The sequence below is a fragment of the Pseudoalteromonas denitrificans DSM 6059 genome (genome assembly GCF_900112265.1).
In the GTDB taxonomy this organism is placed as follows: Bacteria; Pseudomonadota; Gammaproteobacteria; order Enterobacterales; family Alteromonadaceae; genus Pseudoalteromonas; species Pseudoalteromonas denitrificans.
Genome location: NZ_FOLO01000033.1, coordinates 41327 through 60121 on the forward strand (window position 1 = coordinate 41327; position 18795 = coordinate 60121).

Below are 18795 nucleotides of genomic sequence, written 5' to 3' on the forward strand. Positions count from 1 at the left end.
GCACAGTTAATGTGCCTCGATAGCTCAGTCGGTAGAGCAGAGGATTGAAAATCCTCGTGTCCGTGGTTCGATTCCGCGTCGAGGCACCATTTATTCTTATGAATAACAAAAAAACCAAGCCTATGCTTGGTTTTTTTGTTTTTAGTTTTAAAACAAAGTTAAATCTAATCATTTATTAATAACTTGTAAATTTAAAGTCTAGGTGAAAGCGGAACTTTGATCTTAATCAAGGCAAGTCAATGTTATACCTTTATTATTTGTATTTTATATCTTAGTAATAATATGACATGTTAGACAAGAATGACTCGATACTTATAGATAATCAATTCAGTACTTATACTATTTCTGCCAGAGGGAAGACTGCTCAGGAAGATGCTCTTCATTTTATTAAACGTTGTTTCAACATAGTACCAATCACACAAATTGAGAGCCTTTTTGGTTTTGTCGAACGCTCAACCTTGTACGGTGGACGATTTTTTCAGATGCAGCAATTATCTGAATCTGATGTTAAGAGATTAAATGAAATTGGTATAGGCCTTAGGATCCCTTTAACAAACCATTTTGCAACAACACAAGAGTACCAACAAAATAGAGCCATGCTCAAAAAATATCATAACCCTCTTAATTCTATTATTTGCACGAATGACGATTTAGCTATGTGGATTAAAAATGAGTTCACAGATTATGATATTGAAGCGAGCGTTATAAAAAATATTACTAAATTAGAGCAAATTGAGGATGCTTTTAAGATTTACGATACTGTTGTGTTACCTATGTCGGCAAATGATGATGATATCTTGTTAAACAGTATAACTCACAAACATCGTATTAGATTATTTGCGAATGCTGGTTGTGCTTACACATGCCCTGCCAAAATCTGTTATAAATCATTTTCTAAGTTTAACAAATCTCTTGAGGGTGAGTTAAAATGCTCTCAAGAAGCTAAAGACAGACCTATGAAAGGCATGATTGACTTTGATTTGCAAAGACTTAGGGATAAAGGGTATAACAAGTTTAAGTTATTACAAGCACGTATTGGCAATGGAACTGGTTATTAAGGTATTGCATAATAAGTGATATGTCGATTTACATTATTTCTTTAGGTGTAGTAGTGTGATTACCAAGGGAGACTGTCGGTCTAATTATCGAGCGACTTTGTCGTAAGTAGCATATCAGCCAGTTGCTAAACTGGCTATTTTTTTATGCTGACTTTTGTAAGGATTGTGATCTCTCAACTCGAAGAGCCGTGGTATTCATATTATTTCTTAGCCATACACTGCGTACTCCATTCGGACTGATATCAATAGCAAGCGCTTCTGTCAGCTTCATGGAGACTTTCTGCTGACCAAGGTGAGGATGTTCGATTGAGAACTCAATAACTGCCTTTTCGATTGCCATATCTACACAGTTTTTATGCCGTATACTAGGCGTTTCATGCCGTTTTAATGCATCAGCACCTCCTTGTTTAACCAATTTCAGGTGACGATAAATAGTGTCACGTGAGACACCACTTTGGCGTGATGCCTCACTCACATTACCCAGTTTTTCAACCAAGGCTAGTACTTCTAACTTTTTCTGTACTGCCAAGTCTTCTGTCGCGAGTTTACTCGGTTCACTGACTTCTGACACTTTGAGTTTTCGCCCAGCAAAGTGAGCAGTAAAGCCATTCTTGCTAGTTTTTCTGATTTCGATCTTTTGGTTTGCAATTGAATGCTTGAGCGGTGAATCAATCAAGTAAAACTTGTTGCCATAGCTGAATGTATGGTCGTTTCGTATTTTACGATGATCTTTAATCACGCAGATATCATCAAGGTTGGTATATTTGCTCAGTGGCATGAACTCTGATGCTTGATGTTTTGATTTTACTTGGATGCGAGATTGCCAGAATTGAGGGATAAACACATGTTTAAGATAAGCGTTGGCACTTGCTATGTCTTTGATGTTATTCAACCTCAGCTCAGGTACTAAGCGGTCTTGGAAGGTATCAAACGCACGTTCAACTCGCCCTTTACCTTGCGGAGAATTAGCAAAGATAATTTCAATACCTAATTCTTCACAAGCCCGTTGCATTTGTGAGAAGTTACAGCGTTTTGGGCCACCGAAGATACCAGCTCTATCTACATAAAGTGTTTTGAATACACCCTTTGTTTCAATGCAATCTCGCATAACTTTCAAGCATCCAACAGTAGTTTCTGATGGGAAGAACTCGGCATGAACTTCACTGTTCGCATCATCAATCATGGCAATTAAACAATGTTTTTTATCACCAAACCAACGATGGGGACTGCCATCCATTTGCATCATTAAACCAGGTGACTCCATACGTTCTCTACGTTTACGGACTTTACCTGGTCTACGTTTGGCACGTTTTACATGGTGAATGTCATGCGCCCAACCCCGCAGAGTTTCGCGTTTTACACTAATGTTTTCATTTACTTCTAGCTGCTCAGCCAAATGAAGTAAATTCAAATCAAAATACTTTTCTTTGATTAAGGTCTGTACTGATTTTTTAATCGATGTGGGCGTTTTATTCGATGGTGACTTACCACTATTAGCATGTACAGCGAACTGAATACCGACTTCTTGATAACGTTTAACGTAACGTTCAATGGTGCGTCGAGACTTACTGAGTAACTTAGCAGCATTAGCAATTGTTATTCGGCCTTCAACTACTTTAGCAATAATATCAACGGTGAGTTGAGCTTTAGAATCCATCACAATCATCCTCAACACCCCCTTAGTATTAAAAAGAAATAACACTAACAGAGATGTATAAAAAGAGACCGACAGTTTCCCTTGGTAATTAGCTATTACGACAGAATCGCTTGGTAATTAAGATACGACAAAGTCGCTTGGTGTTAACATCTTTAGGTGTAGTAGCTCATATCTAATCTGACACTTTTCAATTTTGGATTTGACCTAATCGTACAATTGATTAGGTCAGCAATGAACCTAAAGCGGTCGTTAGTAGGTATTTTGATTTGTTCATTTTGTCTTTATAAACGACATGAGCGATAAATTATTTGCCATATATTTACTAATGAATAATTTTAACTATCTTGCTAAATAAATTGGCACGTTATTTAAACTTTTGTTCAATATTGAATATATTTAAAATTACTGCTAACTTATTGATAATGTTATTTAATAAGCGCTATATTTTTATCACAGGGAGAGTCACATGGAAAGCGCTGTAAATATTTAAAATAAAATGAGTGTTAAAGCAACTATAAAGTTTCTACTAATCTCTTTACCTATATTTGGTTTGTTGGTGGGAATTGAGGTTGGGCTAATTGTTGGTCATTCAGCACACGCGACACCATTTCAATTATACGGCCAAATAGGAGGGATTTTGCTTCCCTCTGTAAGTTTAATAATTCTGGGGTTAAGTTATTTGTTCAAACAGATTAACTCAATTTAATAAAAAATATCAAGGTCAGCAACGGCGACTGCAAAGGTTGCGGCGCGTTCTGGCGGCGTTAGGTATTCAATCAAACTATGAGTATTTCGGAGATAGAAAAATTGATTTCACTTTTAGCTGATGTTGGTTAATCGTATCTAGCATTTTAGCGCGTCACACTTTTGCCAGTGTAAACGGATTGAATAGAAATTGTTTATTACCTTTATACCACTGGTTTTATCACCATTATAATAACCACATGGCATGATGACATGAATATGTGGGGGGCGGTAGAGCCTCATTTTGTGATAAAAAGCGGCAACATAACGGTAAATAAGGGAATGAATAAATTTACCTTGCGAGGACAAGATAAAGTGAATGCTCAGTGGCAAATGTATTGTTTAGTTCATAACATAGAAAAGCTTAGAAATAGCCGGCATTAAAGATACAACTCACGAAAGCACCTCAAATATTATTTAAATACGGCCTTTTTATTAATAAATTCCACCATTATCTTCGTTCTAGTTATAAAAATAAAAAACCAGAAAAAACGTAAAGTTTTTGATTGTTAAAACAATTTAATATCAGTAGAGTGTTTCGATTATAATATATTAATTTAAAACGAGTAATTCTACAGACTCGTTAGGTTTTAAACGGATTTAGCAATGCATATATCAAAACTACTAGTTCTACTTATTCCAATATTTTCTTGTTTTGTAAATGCGGGATCGTGGGAGAAAAGAAGAAGTACTCTTGAAAAGGTCGCTGTGTATGATGAATTTAGAATTTTTTATTCACTATCCGGAAAAGATAAGTTACCTAAAAGTCATCGAGTAGATATTAATCATAATAAAGTACCTGATTTCATCGAGAGTATAGGTAAGCGACTCACTGATTCAAATCGTTTCTTTAAATACGATGTTGGTTTAAAGAATCCTTTGAATAGTAATAGATATAGAGGTCTAGTTCATTATATTGACGTGAATGTATTAGACTTTTCTAACAATAAAAAAGGCCCTAAAAATGGAGTCGCATATGATGGCACTCCAAAATTCAACAGGTCTTTAGCTGGTAAAACGTCAGTAAAAGTTCTTACAATGGATATTTCTGGTGGAGTAAACCTAAACAGCAATACTGTAGAACATGAGTTATTTCATTTGTATCAAAATGGATATACATATTTCAAAAACAGGTGGTACACCGAAGGAACTGCACGTTGGTCTGAACTAGTAATAAAAGGTCGTATTGGTAAAGCTACTAAACTCCCTAAAACAAAAGCTGCTAAAGAAAAATTGTTCAAAAAAACATATGGTGCTAGCTCTTTTTGGAATGAATTAATTGTAATTATAGATAAAGAAAATCTTGGTAAAAGTTTTATTAAATATTTACTTGAGGAACTGGAGAGTGTTGATGATATGGCAGCAAGATCTAGAGGTATTGATAATAAAAATTGGAAAGAGTCTGAGCAACGAAGTAAAAAGAATAACTTTTACATATGGCAGGCAATAAACAGTGTTAGTAAAAAGTTTCCTATTTCAGCGGAAATAAAAAACTTAAGTTTACTGTAAATCAAGCCTACTTTTTAGGCCAGTTGAATGTCTGCATCAGCTCATAGCAGACCTTTTCATAGCTGAAAATTACATGTGATTTGCCAGTGTATGTAGAGTCCTATTTTTGGATTTGTAAGAACGAGTGCTGACTAATTCACTTTAGGGAAAGTCAGCTCAAATCGACAGCCTTTATTTTTTGAGCTTTGGCATTTGATGGTCCCGTTTAATTTTTGTGTAACGATATTGAAAATAATTTGTAATCCAAGTCCTATCGCTCCGCTACTTCTGTCTGTAGTAAAAAAAGGATCAAATATCAGTTGTAAATTTTCTTGCGTTATTCCCTTTCCATTGTCTTCAAATTTTATTTTTAAGTATTCCTTATTTTCAATGAGTGCTTCTGTTACTGAAATTTTAATAAAACCGTCAGTTTGATTTTTAAATCCATGTGTAATTGCATTGTTTATTAGTTGGCTAATGATTTGATCTATGGCATCAGGAGAAGTATGTAATTCGATAGTCTCGGCACAATTAATTGAAATATCAAACTGATGCTGTGCATTTTCTTGAGATGACTTTTTAACAATGTTTTGTAAACTAGGTAATAGAAATATCGTTTTCTTTAAACTACAGTGCTCGTCTGCTGAAACTTTTTTGAAAGTATCCACTAATTTTATAGAACGTTCTAAGTTGCTTTCAAGTAATTCACATGATGATGTTAAGGTTTGTTTTTTATGGTTGGCAATACTTTGACCTAAAGGTTTTAAGCGTGTGTTTGTTATTACTTCATTGGCGTCTTCTTTTATGATAGAAAAAGCCATTTTTATAATGCTTAAGGGAGTATTGAGCTCATGAGCAATACCTCTTACCATGCGCCCTAAAGAGGCTTGTTTTTCACTTTCGATTAACTTGTCTTTTGTTTTTACAAGTTCTTCGAGTGCCTCCGTTGCTTCGTTTGTTTTATTTTCTAAATCTATTGTTCTTTTGATTATAAGATCTGTTAATTCTTGTTTTCTATTTTCAAGCTGTTTCACTCTAAAATGATAAATGCCATAGAGTAATAAAATTGAGGAACAAATAAAAAAGATTTTAAATATAAGTAATTGATACCATGAGGCAGCCACATTGACTTTAATTGTTATTATTTTATTGTTCCACTCTTGATGTCGGTTGGTTCCTTTAACTTTGAATTCATATTCACCTGGCGCCAAATTTGTATAAGTAGCGATACGATGCTGTGAATCCGTTAAGATCCAATTTACATCAAAGCCCTGCATTTTATAAGCGTACTTATTTAAATTTGGTGCGGTAAAATCTAATGCTGAAAATTCAATCGATAGAGTTTGGTTGTGAGGAGTCAAATTGATTATTTTATTTATTGCTGGTTGGCTTATACCATCTACTTTTACCTCAGTTAATACAATTGGGGGAGAGTAATCCCATTTTTTAAATAAACTTGGTTTTATTGCTAATATTCCTTTACTGCCACCAAACAATAAGGTGTTTTGTTTGGTTCTTATTGAGTTACCCGAATAAACTCTGCCTATAGGTGCAAGTTCTGGACGTCCAAGTGGGATGTATTGTTTGGTATTCGTTATGACGTATTTTGTTGGCCCCCAAAGATTTTTTTTGCTATCAAAGAGTAAACCATTGGTTGCAGGTATTTCATTAAATTGAATAAATTCGGCATGCGAATTTCCAATTCTTTTATCTAATTTGAATAATCCTTTATTTGTATCAACCCATAATGTGTCGTTTTCATCGACTAATAAATCAGTAATCAGTAATTGTGAAAATGGCGCTATTTCATTTGGTTTAGCAATAATGCGATATAAATATTTTGAATGAGGTGGGATCACAAAAATCCCTTCTAAGCTGGCAAGCCAAATTGTGCCATCAGCTTGAATTGCACCCGTGCTAAATGCTTGCGCATATTCTTTTTTGAGATGATTGGGATCTAAAAACTGTAAAATATCATTGTTTTTAGGGGTGACTCTAAATACGCCTTGGTTTGATAAAATCAAAAAATTATCATCACCTTCTGCGAGCATAGTATTTATTTGGCCATTTAAGAGCTTTTCATTGTGAATATAAGGGATAAATTTATTGGTGCTAGGCCAATAACGAAATAATGCAGGACGCTGTGTTGCAACCCAGATACTCCCCAAAGTTGTTTGTACAATTGAATCTACAATTCTATCTTCAGGTGAGCCTACTTTTTGATTGCTTATATCTAAATTTTTAATTTTTCCTTGAGTTTGGTCAAAAATATCTATGCCTTGCTTATTATTACAAATCCAGACCTCACCATTTTTGAGTTCTGTAATGCAAAATATCGTGTTATTTGTCAATGAATTACTTCGGTTAGGGTCATGGTATAAATTACGAAAAGCTGAATTGTTGGGATTGAACATTTCAAGACCGCCCCCGTCACTCGCTATCCAAATCAATCCTGATTTATCGATTAGAAGTGCTGCAAGGTCATTACTATTAAGACTGGCATCAATTGCAGGAATATGGCTCATCGTTTTTATTTTTTTACCCGTTATAGCATTCACTATGTTTATTCCCTGATTTGATGTCGCAATCCATATTTCCTTGTCATTAGCTTGAATAATATCGGTCACTGCATTTGAGCTGGATATTTTTTCTAAGTCAGTTTTTTTTGAGAATCGATATGTGCCGTTAGCATAGGTAGCAAGCCAAATATAGCCGCGTTTATCTAGGAGGATTTGTCGGATGTTTTTTTTAGCTAAAGTTATTTTACTTTTAGGGTGGGAGTGAATACTTTCAAAAACACCTGTTTTAGGCTCGAACTTATTTAACCCGTTCCAGCTACCTATCCAGAGTGTACCTGAATTATCCAATGTCAGTGATCGTATATGATTGTCATTAATGCTACTGGGGTTGCCTTTAACAAAATGGCTCATTTTCTCAGTTTTAAGATTAAGGTGATCTAAACCTGAATTTGTACCAATCCATATGCCATTTTTATCACCTGTAATTGCTTCAATTCTATTATTGGCAATACTATTTTTATTGTTTGGTTGATGTTTATATTGTTTGAACAACTCAGTTTTAGGATCAAAAACAGATATACCATTTGAAAGCGTTCCTATCCACAAACGCCCATCTGGTGCCACCCATAAAGTTGTAATGAAACTCCCATTAAGTGAATTTTTGTTAGGAGTGTGAACATATAAGCGAAAATGATAGCCGTCATAACGCATTAAGCCATTATTCATACCCAACCACAAAAAACCTTGATGATCTTGTGCTAATGAAAGGACTGATGACGATAGCAGCTCATTCTTTTCACCTATTGTATTTACATAGGGTATTGCTAAATTAAATATATCCCCAAAATCATTTTTTCCAGCCTTTGCCTGCGGATTAAATAAAATAAGAATAAAAAGTAATGTGCGAACATACATATAAAGATAAAGAGTTTAAGAAACACTCTCAAGAGTGTAGTTTATATCCCTATATTTATGAGTGGTTTGAAATTAGATAAACTTGATTTTAAATAAAATATATTTTCAACCCTAGGTGTTGATTTTAAAATAGTGAAAAGCAAGTTAATATCTTACGTATAGACAGACAGTAATAAAGCAAATTGTAAAGTTTAAAAAATTGTTGTTGCTACAACATATGCTCCAAAAGCCCTCACCCTTATGAGGGCTTTTTTATATTTAAAATACTATGGTTTAGGCACAATATATGAAAATAGATATACAAAGTACTCTCTACCTATTGCTTCGTTTATGAGGTATGTAGCTTAAGCTACCGCCTGCTAGTTCTACTTTTTTATAAATATTATTTAAATGGCTACGAAGTGTTGCTTTAGAAATAAAAAGCTGTTCACAAATCTCGTCGTTTGTTAAATCTGTAATGACCTTTGATATCACCTGCATTTCTCTTTTACTTAAACCCATAGAATTGTAATAAGCAATGGCATCTAAGAGTTTTTGTTTCAGAGGTTGTAAAATAGTCGTGATATTCTGTTCGCTACAAAGTAAAGTGACATCGTAATAATCATTATGTAAATAGCAATTAGGATAAGTGCGATTCCCCCAATTATTCCATTGTTGGTTTGTATCTGAGTTGTAAATTTGCATACATCCATCATTACATACTTCACCTTCGAGCAAACCACATAGCGTGATGCATTTTTTATTTTGCTTAAGTACTTTTTTATTATTATCTTTAATGCAAACAATCATGCCCGCTTGTTCCATTGAAGATAATAACAATGTATTTAAACTTATTTGCTTATTCATATTTCAACATTAGAAAATGTGGCTAATAATTTTTTATTATCGTTTAACTTGGCATATGTATCTGTTACTTCAAAGGTGAAATTCTGCTGGGTTTCATTTTTTGCTCCGCAATCTAAATTAATGCTATTTTCATTAAAAGCAGCCCAAAAGCAGTGGTAAGTCGGTAATTTTGCTGAACCTTTATAAACTTGGGCTTGACCATCAAAACTAATGACAATTTTAGAGTAGTGATTGCCTGTAGCTGAAAGCCACTGACCTGCTGCGGGATGACCATTACAACCAGTAATGAGCATTAGTGTGAATAATGTTAAAAATATTTTCATAACATAACTTTTTGTTCTGTAAAAAATGGTCTTAAATCATATAAAAATGACAGAATAATCTGTTGATCCGCGTCAATGTAATCTTATGTAAAGTTACTTTAAATTTTTAAGTGACAAGGTTTAAAATAAATTGTTGAAAAATAAAATAGGTTCTAGTTTATGAGGCGATGCCTTAAACCACTCAGTATGCTTTTAACCGGCATATTATTAAGCGCATGTAGTACTGTCACTGAAGAGTTTGATATCAGTGTGAGGCATTTTAATACACCTGAAAAATGGCAAAATAATGAGCTGTTAACTGAAGTGAAAAGTGGATGGTTACTGCAATTGGAGAATGAGCAAATTCAATCTTTGGTTTTGATGGCGTTAGATAATAATTTTTTATTAAAGCAACAAGCTTATTCACTTCAAATGCAAAGGCAGGAATTGATAATATCTAACAGCACCTTGTGGCCTTCTTTAGATCTTGTTTTATCCAATAGTCGTCGAAAAAATACTTCACCAAACTCTTATACTAGTAGCGCTTCAGTTGATCTCAATTTGAAATATGAATTAGACCTTTGGGGGAAATTGTCAGACTCAGATAGGCAAGTAAATTTAGATTTTATGGCAAAACAGGCTGAGTTTGAACAAGCCAAACAACAATTAGTTGCAGATGTTGTGATTGCTTGGTTTAAAGTTATTGAATCAAAACAACTAGTAACTTTGTATCAACAAAGAGCAGATAATTCAAAGCAAAATTTAGATATTATAGAGTCAGGCTATCAGCAAGGCTTAAATAGCGCACTTGATGTTTATTTATCACGTACTGAAGTGAATAATGAGTTATCTCGTACTTCGGAACAACAAGCTAAAAAAGTAGAGGCGGTTCGGGTTTTAGAGCTGTTATTGGGGCAGTACCCTGAAGGACAGCTTAATGTAGACGCTGATTTACCATTATTAAACTCAGATATACCTATGGGGTTACCTTCAGAACTGATTAAGCGAAAACCACAATTAATTGCAAGTTGGTATCAATTATTAGCGAAAGATGCCGGATTGGCTTTTGCTCATAAACAAAGGTTTCCTTCTATTAGTTTAACCGCTTCAATCAAGAATAGTGATTCTGAACTTTCAGAGGTTCTATCGGTTTCTTCAATCGCTTGGTCATTATTGGGAAATTTGGCTATGCCACTGTTTAATGCTGGAAAACTTGAAGCAAATGAAGAAAAATCGCGATTAGCATTAAAACAAAATGAACAAGCATATTTACAAACCTTGCATGATGCTTTTTCTGATGTTGAAAATGCTTTGACTCAAGAGACGAGCTTAAAGCAGCGATATCAAATGATGGTAGCAGCTAAAGAAAATGCAATAGCCGCACAAAGGTTATCTTTTGAAAACTATCAAAATGGTTTAGTAAATTACACAACGGTATTAGATGCACAAAGTCGTTCTTTTGATGCACAAAGTACGGTAATACAAATTAAAAATCAGTTAATTAAAAATAGAATTCAATTGCATATTGCCTTGGGTGGTGATTTTTCTGCAACAGCACACAGTAAAGTGATGAAATAAAATTATGAAAAAAATACAAAAAATATTAATTCCTGTTGCAATATTAGCTGTGACTGCAATTGCCGCATCATTTATTAAAAATAATCCGCCAAAAAGCCAAAGAGGCAAAGTTGCAAAAACAGCACAAATGACAGTAGAAGTGAAGACATTGGCTTTAGAGTCTTATTCTGTGGTAATCGAAAGCTTTGGCACAGTAAAACCAAGAATTGAAAGCGTTTTAATATCTCAAGTATCGGGCCAAATTACAGATGTACGAGATCAGTTTAGAGAAGGGGGGTTCTTTGAGCAAGGGGATGTTTTAATAACGCTTGATGACAGAGACTATCTAGCTGAGAAAAAAATTGCACAAGCAAGCTTAATGTCGGCCAAACAAGCGTTATTAGAAGAAAAAGCAAGAGTTGAACAAGCCTTAGTTGACTGGAAAAGGTTAGGTAATGGAGATAAACCGTCGGCATTGGTATTACGTGAACCACAATTAGCAGCTGCAAAAGCACAAGTTTTGTCGGCACACGCTCAGTTAGAGAAAGCGAACTTAGCGCTTGAGCGCAGTAAAATTATTGCACCATATGCGGGTCGAATATTAAAAAAACATGTTGATTTAGGTCAGGTTGTTTCAGTAAATACGCAGCTGGCTAATATTTATGCAACAGATACGGTTGAAATACGTCTACCAATCAAAAATAAAGATTTAGATTTAATGATATTTCCTGAAGAGTATCGCAATAGCAAAGCTCAAGCTCAAAGCACTTCAGTAGAACTACTTTCTCAGTTAGTTTCTCATCAAACTTGGCAAGGTAATGTGATTAGAACCGAAAGTGCGATTGACTCTGACTCTCAGCAACTATACATAGTTGCGCAGATCAAAAACCCTTTTGATGTTAATCAAGCAAAAATAGCACCGATTAAAATTGGGCAATATGTTACGGCTAAAATACAAGGTAAAAAAGTTGAAGATGCCATTGTCATTCCAAATAGTGCGATTTATCAGGGGAGCTATGTTTATATTGTTGAACAAGGTGTACTTAAACGTAAAGATATTCAATTACGTTGGCAAAATAGTCAAGATGCCATTGTCTCAACTGGACTTAAGGTAAATGATAATCTGGTAATAACACCTTTAGGCCAGGTTAGCTCAGGTACAGTGGTTAATATTTCAGGACACAAAAATAAGAGAGGTAGATCATGATAGCCTGGTTTGCCCGTAATCATGTTGCTGCTAACTTATTGATGATAAGCATTGTTTTTTTAGGTTTATTTAGTTTAGTAACACAAATCCCTTTAGAAGTATTTCCTTCAATAGTGACCGATAAAATAACGGTTAAGGTATCACTGAGAGGCTCTACACCTGAAGATGTTGAGCAAGGTGTTGCCATACGAATTGAAGAGGCAGTGCAAGACTTAGAGGGGATTGAGAAAATATCTAGTCGTTCATCCGAAGGTTCGGCATCTGTCACGATAGAGGTTGACTCAGGGTATGACGCCAGAGAAATGCTTGCCGATATTAAAAGCAGAATTGATGCCATTAATACTTTTCCTGTTGATGCTGAAAAACCCGTAGTAGCATTAGCACAAAGAAAGCGTGAAGTAATGTCGGTGACAGTTGCTGGTATTTATGGTGAAAAAGAAATTCGAGAATTTGCTGAACAAGTACGAGATGACCTATTACAGTTGCCTGGGATCACCCAGTTAGAACTGAGTGGTGTAAGGGACTACGAAGTTGCAATTGAAATCTCTCAAGATAAATTAAATCAATATGACCTAACAATAAATCAAGTATCGAGTGCTATTTCAAATTCAAGTGCGGATATTTCAGCTGGTAATATAAAAACGTTAGGTGGAGACGTACTTATTCGCTCTAAAGGTCAAGCATATCGTAAGGATGAATATGCAAAAATAGCAATAAAAACAAATTCAGACGGCTCAATTTTGAGGTTAGATGATATTGCACTTATTCGAGATAGTTTTGAAGAAACTCCTGTTAGAACACGCTTTAATGGAAAACAAGCTGCATTTATTGACGTATATCGCATTGGTCAGCAAAGTGCGATTGATGTTGCCAAAAAAGTCAAAAAATACATCAATGAACGTCAAGATACGTTACCTAGAGGTTATGAACTGAGCTATTGGGATGATGACTCTCAAATTGTTAAAAACCGTATTTCAACTTTAACAACCAGTGCTTTACAGGGGGGCTTTTTAGTCTTTGTTTTATTGACTTTATTTTTGCGCCCTTCAATTGCAATTTGGGTCTGCATTGGTATTCCAGTGTCATTTATGGGCGCGTTTATAGCGATGCCATTTTTTGGTATTACATTGAACATAATGAGCTTATTTGGTTTTATTCTAGTATTGGGCATAGTTGTAGATGATGCCATAGTAACTGGGGAGAATATCTATACTCATTTGCAAAATGCGGAGTCGGGAGAGCATGCTGCAATAGTTGGCACACAAGAAGTGGCAACTCCTGTTACTTTTGGCATATTAACTACTGTGGCTGCTTTTTTACCTTTGGCTTTTATTGAAGGTGCACGAGGTGCATTATTTGCACAAATCCCCATAGTGGTGATCCCTGTATTAATATTTTCATTAATAGAGTCCAAGTTTGTGCTGCCGTCACATTTAAAAACAATTAAGTTACGCCACGAAAAATCTGGACCAAGTTGGTTTGAGCGTTTTCAGCACAAGTTTGCCGATGGCTTTGAAGGGGCTATTTTAAAATATTATCATCCTATATTAGTTGTGGCTTTAAAACATAAACTGGCAACTTTGAGTTTATTCATTGGCGTGTTCATTATCATAGTGACTTTGATCACAAGTGGTTGGACTAAATTCATATTTTTTCCTCGAATTCCAAGTGAAACTGTCAGAGTTAATTTGACTTTACCAACAGGTACGCCTTTTGAAGTGACTAATAAATATGTGATTAAAATGGCCAATAAAGCGCACGATTTACAGGAAAAGTATCGTGATTCTGATACTGGTGAGAGCATTATTTTGAATGTATTGGCTACAACTGGAGGTCGAGGTGGTGTATCGCATTCTGGTGGTGTACGTTTTGAGATAATCCCTCCAGAGCAAAGAGAGTCTACAATTACATCGAAAGAGTTGGTCAAAGAGTGGCGAAAATTAATAGGAACAGTTCCTGGTGCAGAAAGCCTAACCTTTAGAGCTGAGCTTGGTCGTTCTTCAAACCCTATTGATGTGCAATTAACCGCAACTTCTCTTGAAACGCTCAAAGAAGTGGCTGAAAAGGTAAAAACAAGACTTGCTACTTATCCGACTGTTTTTGAAATTGCAGATAGTTTATCTAATGGTAAAGAAGAGTTACAAATAGAACTGACAGATCAAGGTCGTGCTTTAGGTTTTACTCGAGTAGAAGTATCACGTCAGGTGAGAAGTGCTTTTTTTGGTGCTGAGGTACAACGGATACAAAGAGGTCGAGATGATGTACGCGTGATGGTACGTTTACCTTTAAAGGAACGTGCATCTGTATCTGATCTTGAAAGCATATTAGTGATTACATCTTCAGGTGGCAAAGTGCCGTTGTCACATATTGCTAAATTAATTCCGGGGCAAAGCCCTGCGGCAATTAATCGCATTGATAGATACAGAACTGTAAATGTCACTGCCGATATTGAAAAATCAAATACGAATATGACGATACTTCAAGCAGATCTTAAAACGTATTTAGATGAATTAATCGTGCAATACCCGGGTGTTAATCATTCATTAGAAGGGGAAGCTAAAGAGCAACGTGAATCTTTTGGTTCATTAGGCTGGGCATTATTGTTTGTATTTTTCATCATTTATGGTTTATTAGCGATCCCATTTAAATCGTATTTACAACCCCTAATTGTAATGAGTGTAATTCCATTTGGCATGATAGGGGCCGTAATGGGGCATTGGGTGATGGGGATGGAATTAACCATAATGAGCTTATTAGGTATGTTAGCCCTAGTTGGCGTTGTGGTGAATGATTCTTTAGTTTTAGTTGATTTTATCAATAAAAAGCGTGGGCAATTGGCTGAAGATTCAAATCAATTGATGAATGCTGTTCTTAAGGCCGGGGCTGCTAGATTTAGGCCTGTAATGCTCACTAGCTTAACAACTTTCATCGGCTTAATGCCGTTATTGTTTGAAGAATCAACCCAGGCACAATTTTTAATTCCCATGGCCGTATCTTTAGGGTTTGGTATTTTATTTGCGACCTTTATTACTTTGATATTGGTCCCTGTGAATTACATGTTAATTGAAAGGATTAAACAGTTATTTATGTCAAATAAAACATTTGTAGTGTCATAACTATTTAAAATTTAGACCTTAGTTCAATTTATTGGAATGTGTATTTTGGACTAAGGCGCACTTTTTAAGGCTTAAGATAGCTGTCTAACAATAACCACCCTCTTTATCTATTTTTATCCCCCATTGTTTATATTAAATTAACATATGCCATTCTTTTATTTTACATACATTATGCAAAATAATATTTTTTAGTTTAATCAATTGGTTAGTTTATTCCTTATATTGCTTCTTGTAAGTTTTTGTAATTTAAATGTTAAATAAGTTATATTGTATACAATATATTGTGGTATAAATGTAACTGGCATTAACATGGTGTCTTTTGGGCAAAGTACATTTAATTAAAAAGAGAATTAACATGAGTTTTTCAGAGTTGGAATTAACAAAATATAAAAAGTCAGTTATTGCATTGAGCATCAGTTCTTTGATGACTATTTCATTTTCTGCTATGTCGATTGAAGATGAAAAACTTGAAGAGGTGGAACGTATTGAGGTGACTGGGTCTCGTATTAAACGCACAGATATGGAAGGCGCCGTGCCTGTTACCATTATTACAGCCGAAGATATTCAAGCTTCTGGTGTTGTTGATATTGCAGGTTTATTACGTCAGTCAACATTCGCAGGCAATGGAAGTACGATAAATGTCTCTAATAATTCATGGGGAAACCATTCATCTACCGGATTGAGAGGATTAGGTTCTGAGCGTACCTTAGCGTTGGTAAACGGCCGTCGCATCGCGCCTTCATCTTCTGCTGAGGGCCATGCCGTAAATTTAAATATGATCCCGTTAGAAGCAATTGAACGTGTTGAAATTTTACGTGATGGTGCGTCAGCTATTTATGGTGCAGATGCTATGGGTGGAGTTCAAAACTTTATTCTTAAAAAAGATTATGAAGGATTAGCGATAAAATTATCAAAAGGAGACTCTTCTCGTGGTGGTATGGGAAATGTTAATTCATCTATTTTATTTGGAATGGTGTCTGATAAAGGCCAAATTACAGTCGCTTATGAGCACATGTATGATGAAGGTTTAAAGGGGGGAGAAAGGCCTCACCTAGATTATAGAAATTATGGTGTTGCTGATGATCCATGGAGAAGACTTTCTTCATGGGGTCCTTATGGCAGCTACCATACAGTTGATGATAATGGTGATGCGACAAGTGAATGGCAACCAGGTAAAGACTGTCCTGAGGATATGATTGTTGACTATCCCTGGGGAGCCCAAGGCCAAAAGTGTGGATTTGCAAGTCAGCTTGGTAAAAACTATTACCCTAAAAGACAAAAAGATTCTGCATTTACAAATTTAACATATAATTTTTCTAATGATTTAAGCTTTTATGCACAATCTATTATTCTACGAGATCGTAGTACGACTGCAGCTAATGCAATTTGGGTTGATGGTAATTTACCTGCTGGTCATGTTTATAACCCAACAACAGGTACTGAAAATGAAAGTGAAGTTTATTTTACATCAAGACTAACAGGTGCGGCTGAAAGAAAGTTTAGTTACGAAACAACTATGACTGATTTTAATTCAGGCTTTGATTTAACGACCGAAGCGGGAGATTTAAACGTTAATGTATCTTATAGTCGTGAAAAAGGAAGCTACAAATTTAATTACGATGTTTATGCAAGTAAATTTCAAGATGTACTTGCTGAAGGTCTTTATGACCCATTTACACCAGGTGGTGGAGAAAATGCAACAAAAGACGTATTAGATCGTTTTCGTCATACAGGTACCAGAGATATGGTTAGTAGCTCAAAAGGGTATGCAATTTCCTGGGCAGGATTAACATCGATTGAATTACCAGGTGGTGAACTTGGTTATGCTATTGGTGGTGAATATAGAAGCTTTGCTATTTCAGACATGATGGACGCGCAATCAGCTGCAGGTGCTGATGGGTTTGGTGATCTAATTGCTGCATGGGGTGGGGATGTTGAAGGAAGCCGAAATTATAAGGCTGTTTTTGTTGAAGTCGATTTACCAGTAACTGATGATTTGAATATGTTGTTTGCAACGCGTTATGATAAATGGAGCTTACCGGATGCAGGCCAAGCATCTTCAAGTTTATCATTGCGTTATGAAGCAACTGACGATGTTGTTTTACGTGCTTCATATGGACAAGGTTTCAGAGTTGCGGGTATTTCCGATATGCAATCAACAGATTCTGTCGGTTATGAATATGTTGAAGACTGTCCTTCATGTGAGTCTATTTCAGTTCCTGTTGTTACTAAAAGTAATAGCAATCTAAAGCCTGAAACTTCTGAGCAAATTAGTTTTGGTGCTGTGTGGAATATTATAGATGGTACATCATTTTCTATTGATTTCTGGGATATACAAATAAATGATGAAATTAGCCGGATTTCAGCTGACCAAGTTGTTGAATTAGAAAACCTGGGTTTATTAGGTCAATATGATAATAGCCGTATTTATGTAACACGTGATCCAATGGAAAAAGATACAGTTAGTGGGCAAAATAAAATTGTATCTGTGGGGACGGGTGTATTAAATATGGACGGTATCTCAACAAATGGTATCGATGTGTTTTTTGAACATAATAGCGATTTTGAGGAGTTAGGCAATATACGTTTTACAATTGATGCCAGTTATATCAATAGCTATGAATATAAGCCAGACCCTTTAAGTGAATATGTTGAAGAAATAGGCCTATGGGATCGTCCTAAATTACGCCTAAATACAGCCATTAGCTATAACTATAATGATTTTAATGCACGGGTTTCACTGAGACATATAGGTGAGAATCATCTTGAAACGGGTATTACGATGGCAGCAAAGAAAAGTAGAATCGCAAATGGGGAAGAGATTGAAATTGATAGACGTGTTGCTTCTATGACTGAAACGGATATGAATTTTAATTATACAACTGACGGTTATGGCAGAGTTGATTTAGGTATTTATAATGTTTTTGATAGGTTACCAGTTGTAGAGGATTGGACAAGTGGACACAATGGGGGTCTTCATAATATAGCGGGTAGAACGTACCGTTTAACTTATAGTATGCAATTTTAAACTCTTAAATGATTTTAACCATGTAACTAAGGTGCTTTCTATTTAGGAAGCACCTTTGTATTTTGAGAATTAAAATTAAAATTAAAATTAAAATTAAAATTAAAATTAAAATTAAAATTAAAATTAAAATTAAAATTAAAATTAAAATATAGTTAGGGGCTGTTGATCTTTGTTTGAATTTTGTGCGTAAGTGACAATCTCGTATAATTCACTTCGCCAAAACCAAACTAAACGAGATTGTCATGCCCCGATTAATGCTCACTGATGAGCTGTGGTCGAAACTAAAAGCTATATTGCTTGAAGATAGAGTTTATAACAAGCTTGAACATCGACAAACGCTAGAAGGAATACTTTATCG

At 35.2% G+C, this 18795-nt stretch carries 10 protein-coding genes, 1 tRNA gene and 2 pseudogenes; 9 read left to right on the forward strand and 4 right to left on the reverse strand.

The window, feature by feature from the left end:
* Positions 1-13 precede the first annotated feature (13 nt).
* Both BM088_RS17515 and BM088_RS17520 read left to right on the forward strand, forming a co-directional pair.
* Positions 14-89: transfer RNA gene (locus BM088_RS17515), tRNA-Phe, on the forward strand.
* A gap of 198 nt (positions 90-287) precedes the next feature.
* Complete coding sequence (locus tag BM088_RS17520; RefSeq protein ID WP_091987430.1) at positions 288-1058, forward strand: hypothetical protein; 771 nt, start codon at positions 288-290, stop codon at positions 1056-1058.
* A gap of 142 nt (positions 1059-1200) precedes the next feature.
* On the opposite strand, the gene BM088_RS17525 is transcribed toward BM088_RS17520, so the two are convergent.
* Positions 1201-2724 (reverse strand): ISNCY family transposase, encoded by a 1524-nt coding sequence (locus tag BM088_RS17525; RefSeq protein WP_091987433.1) that lies wholly within the window; start codon positions 2722-2724, stop codon positions 1201-1203.
* 960 nt (positions 2725-3684) lie between these two features.
* Between BM088_RS17525 and BM088_RS17535 the strand changes: the two are divergent.
* Together BM088_RS17535 and BM088_RS17540 are read left to right on the forward strand one after the other, a co-directional pair.
* A pseudogene (locus BM088_RS17535) lies at positions 3685-3843 on the forward strand (transposase); the annotation flags it as partial.
* A 222-nt stretch (positions 3844-4065) separates the two neighbouring features.
* The gene (locus BM088_RS17540; RefSeq protein ID WP_091987440.1) at positions 4066-4968 is read left to right on the forward strand and encodes a hypothetical protein; all 903 of its coding nucleotides are present in this window, start codon (positions 4066-4068) and stop codon (positions 4966-4968) included.
* 131 nt (positions 4969-5099) lie between these two features.
* Here BM088_RS17540 and BM088_RS17545 read toward each other — a convergent pair whose 3' ends face one another.
* From BM088_RS17545 to BM088_RS17555, 3 genes are all read right to left on the reverse strand, one after another.
* Complete coding sequence (locus BM088_RS17545) at positions 5100-8381, reverse strand: sensor histidine kinase (protein ID WP_091987444.1); 3282 nt, start codon at positions 8379-8381, stop codon at positions 5100-5102.
* A 312-nt stretch (positions 8382-8693) separates the two neighbouring features.
* Entirely contained in the window at positions 8694-9227 is a 534-nt protein-coding gene (locus BM088_RS17550) for a helix-turn-helix domain-containing protein (protein ID WP_091987447.1), read from the reverse strand.
* The gene (locus BM088_RS17555; RefSeq protein WP_091987451.1) at positions 9224-9550 is read right to left on the reverse strand and encodes a hypothetical protein; all 327 of its coding nucleotides are present in this window, start codon (positions 9548-9550) and stop codon (positions 9224-9226) included. Before BM088_RS17555 ends, BM088_RS17550 begins: the two co-directional genes overlap by 4 nt.
* A gap of 159 nt (positions 9551-9709) precedes the next feature.
* Between BM088_RS17555 and BM088_RS17560 the strand changes: the two genes are divergently transcribed.
* The 5 genes and pseudogenes from BM088_RS17560 to BM088_RS27745 all read left to right on the forward strand — a co-directional run.
* Entirely contained in the window at positions 9710-11107 is a 1398-nt protein-coding gene (locus BM088_RS17560; RefSeq protein ID WP_091987454.1) for a TolC family protein, read from the forward strand.
* A 4-nt stretch (positions 11108-11111) separates the two neighbouring features.
* A complete protein-coding gene (locus tag BM088_RS17565) occupies positions 11112-12293 on the forward strand; it encodes an efflux RND transporter periplasmic adaptor subunit (protein ID WP_091987457.1) in 1182 nt (393 codons plus the stop codon).
* On the forward strand, positions 12290-15409 hold the full coding sequence (locus tag BM088_RS17570) for an efflux RND transporter permease subunit (RefSeq protein ID WP_091987459.1): 3120 nt from the start codon (positions 12290-12292) through the stop codon (positions 15407-15409). Before BM088_RS17565 ends, BM088_RS17570 begins: the two co-directional genes overlap by 4 nt.
* Positions 15410-15764: 355 nt before the next feature.
* A complete protein-coding gene (locus tag BM088_RS17575; RefSeq protein ID WP_091987462.1) occupies positions 15765-18437 on the forward strand; it encodes a TonB-dependent receptor in 2673 nt (890 codons plus the stop codon).
* A 242-nt stretch (positions 18438-18679) separates the two neighbouring features.
* Positions 18680-18795 (forward strand): annotated as a pseudogene (locus BM088_RS27745) (IS5 family transposase); the annotation flags it as partial.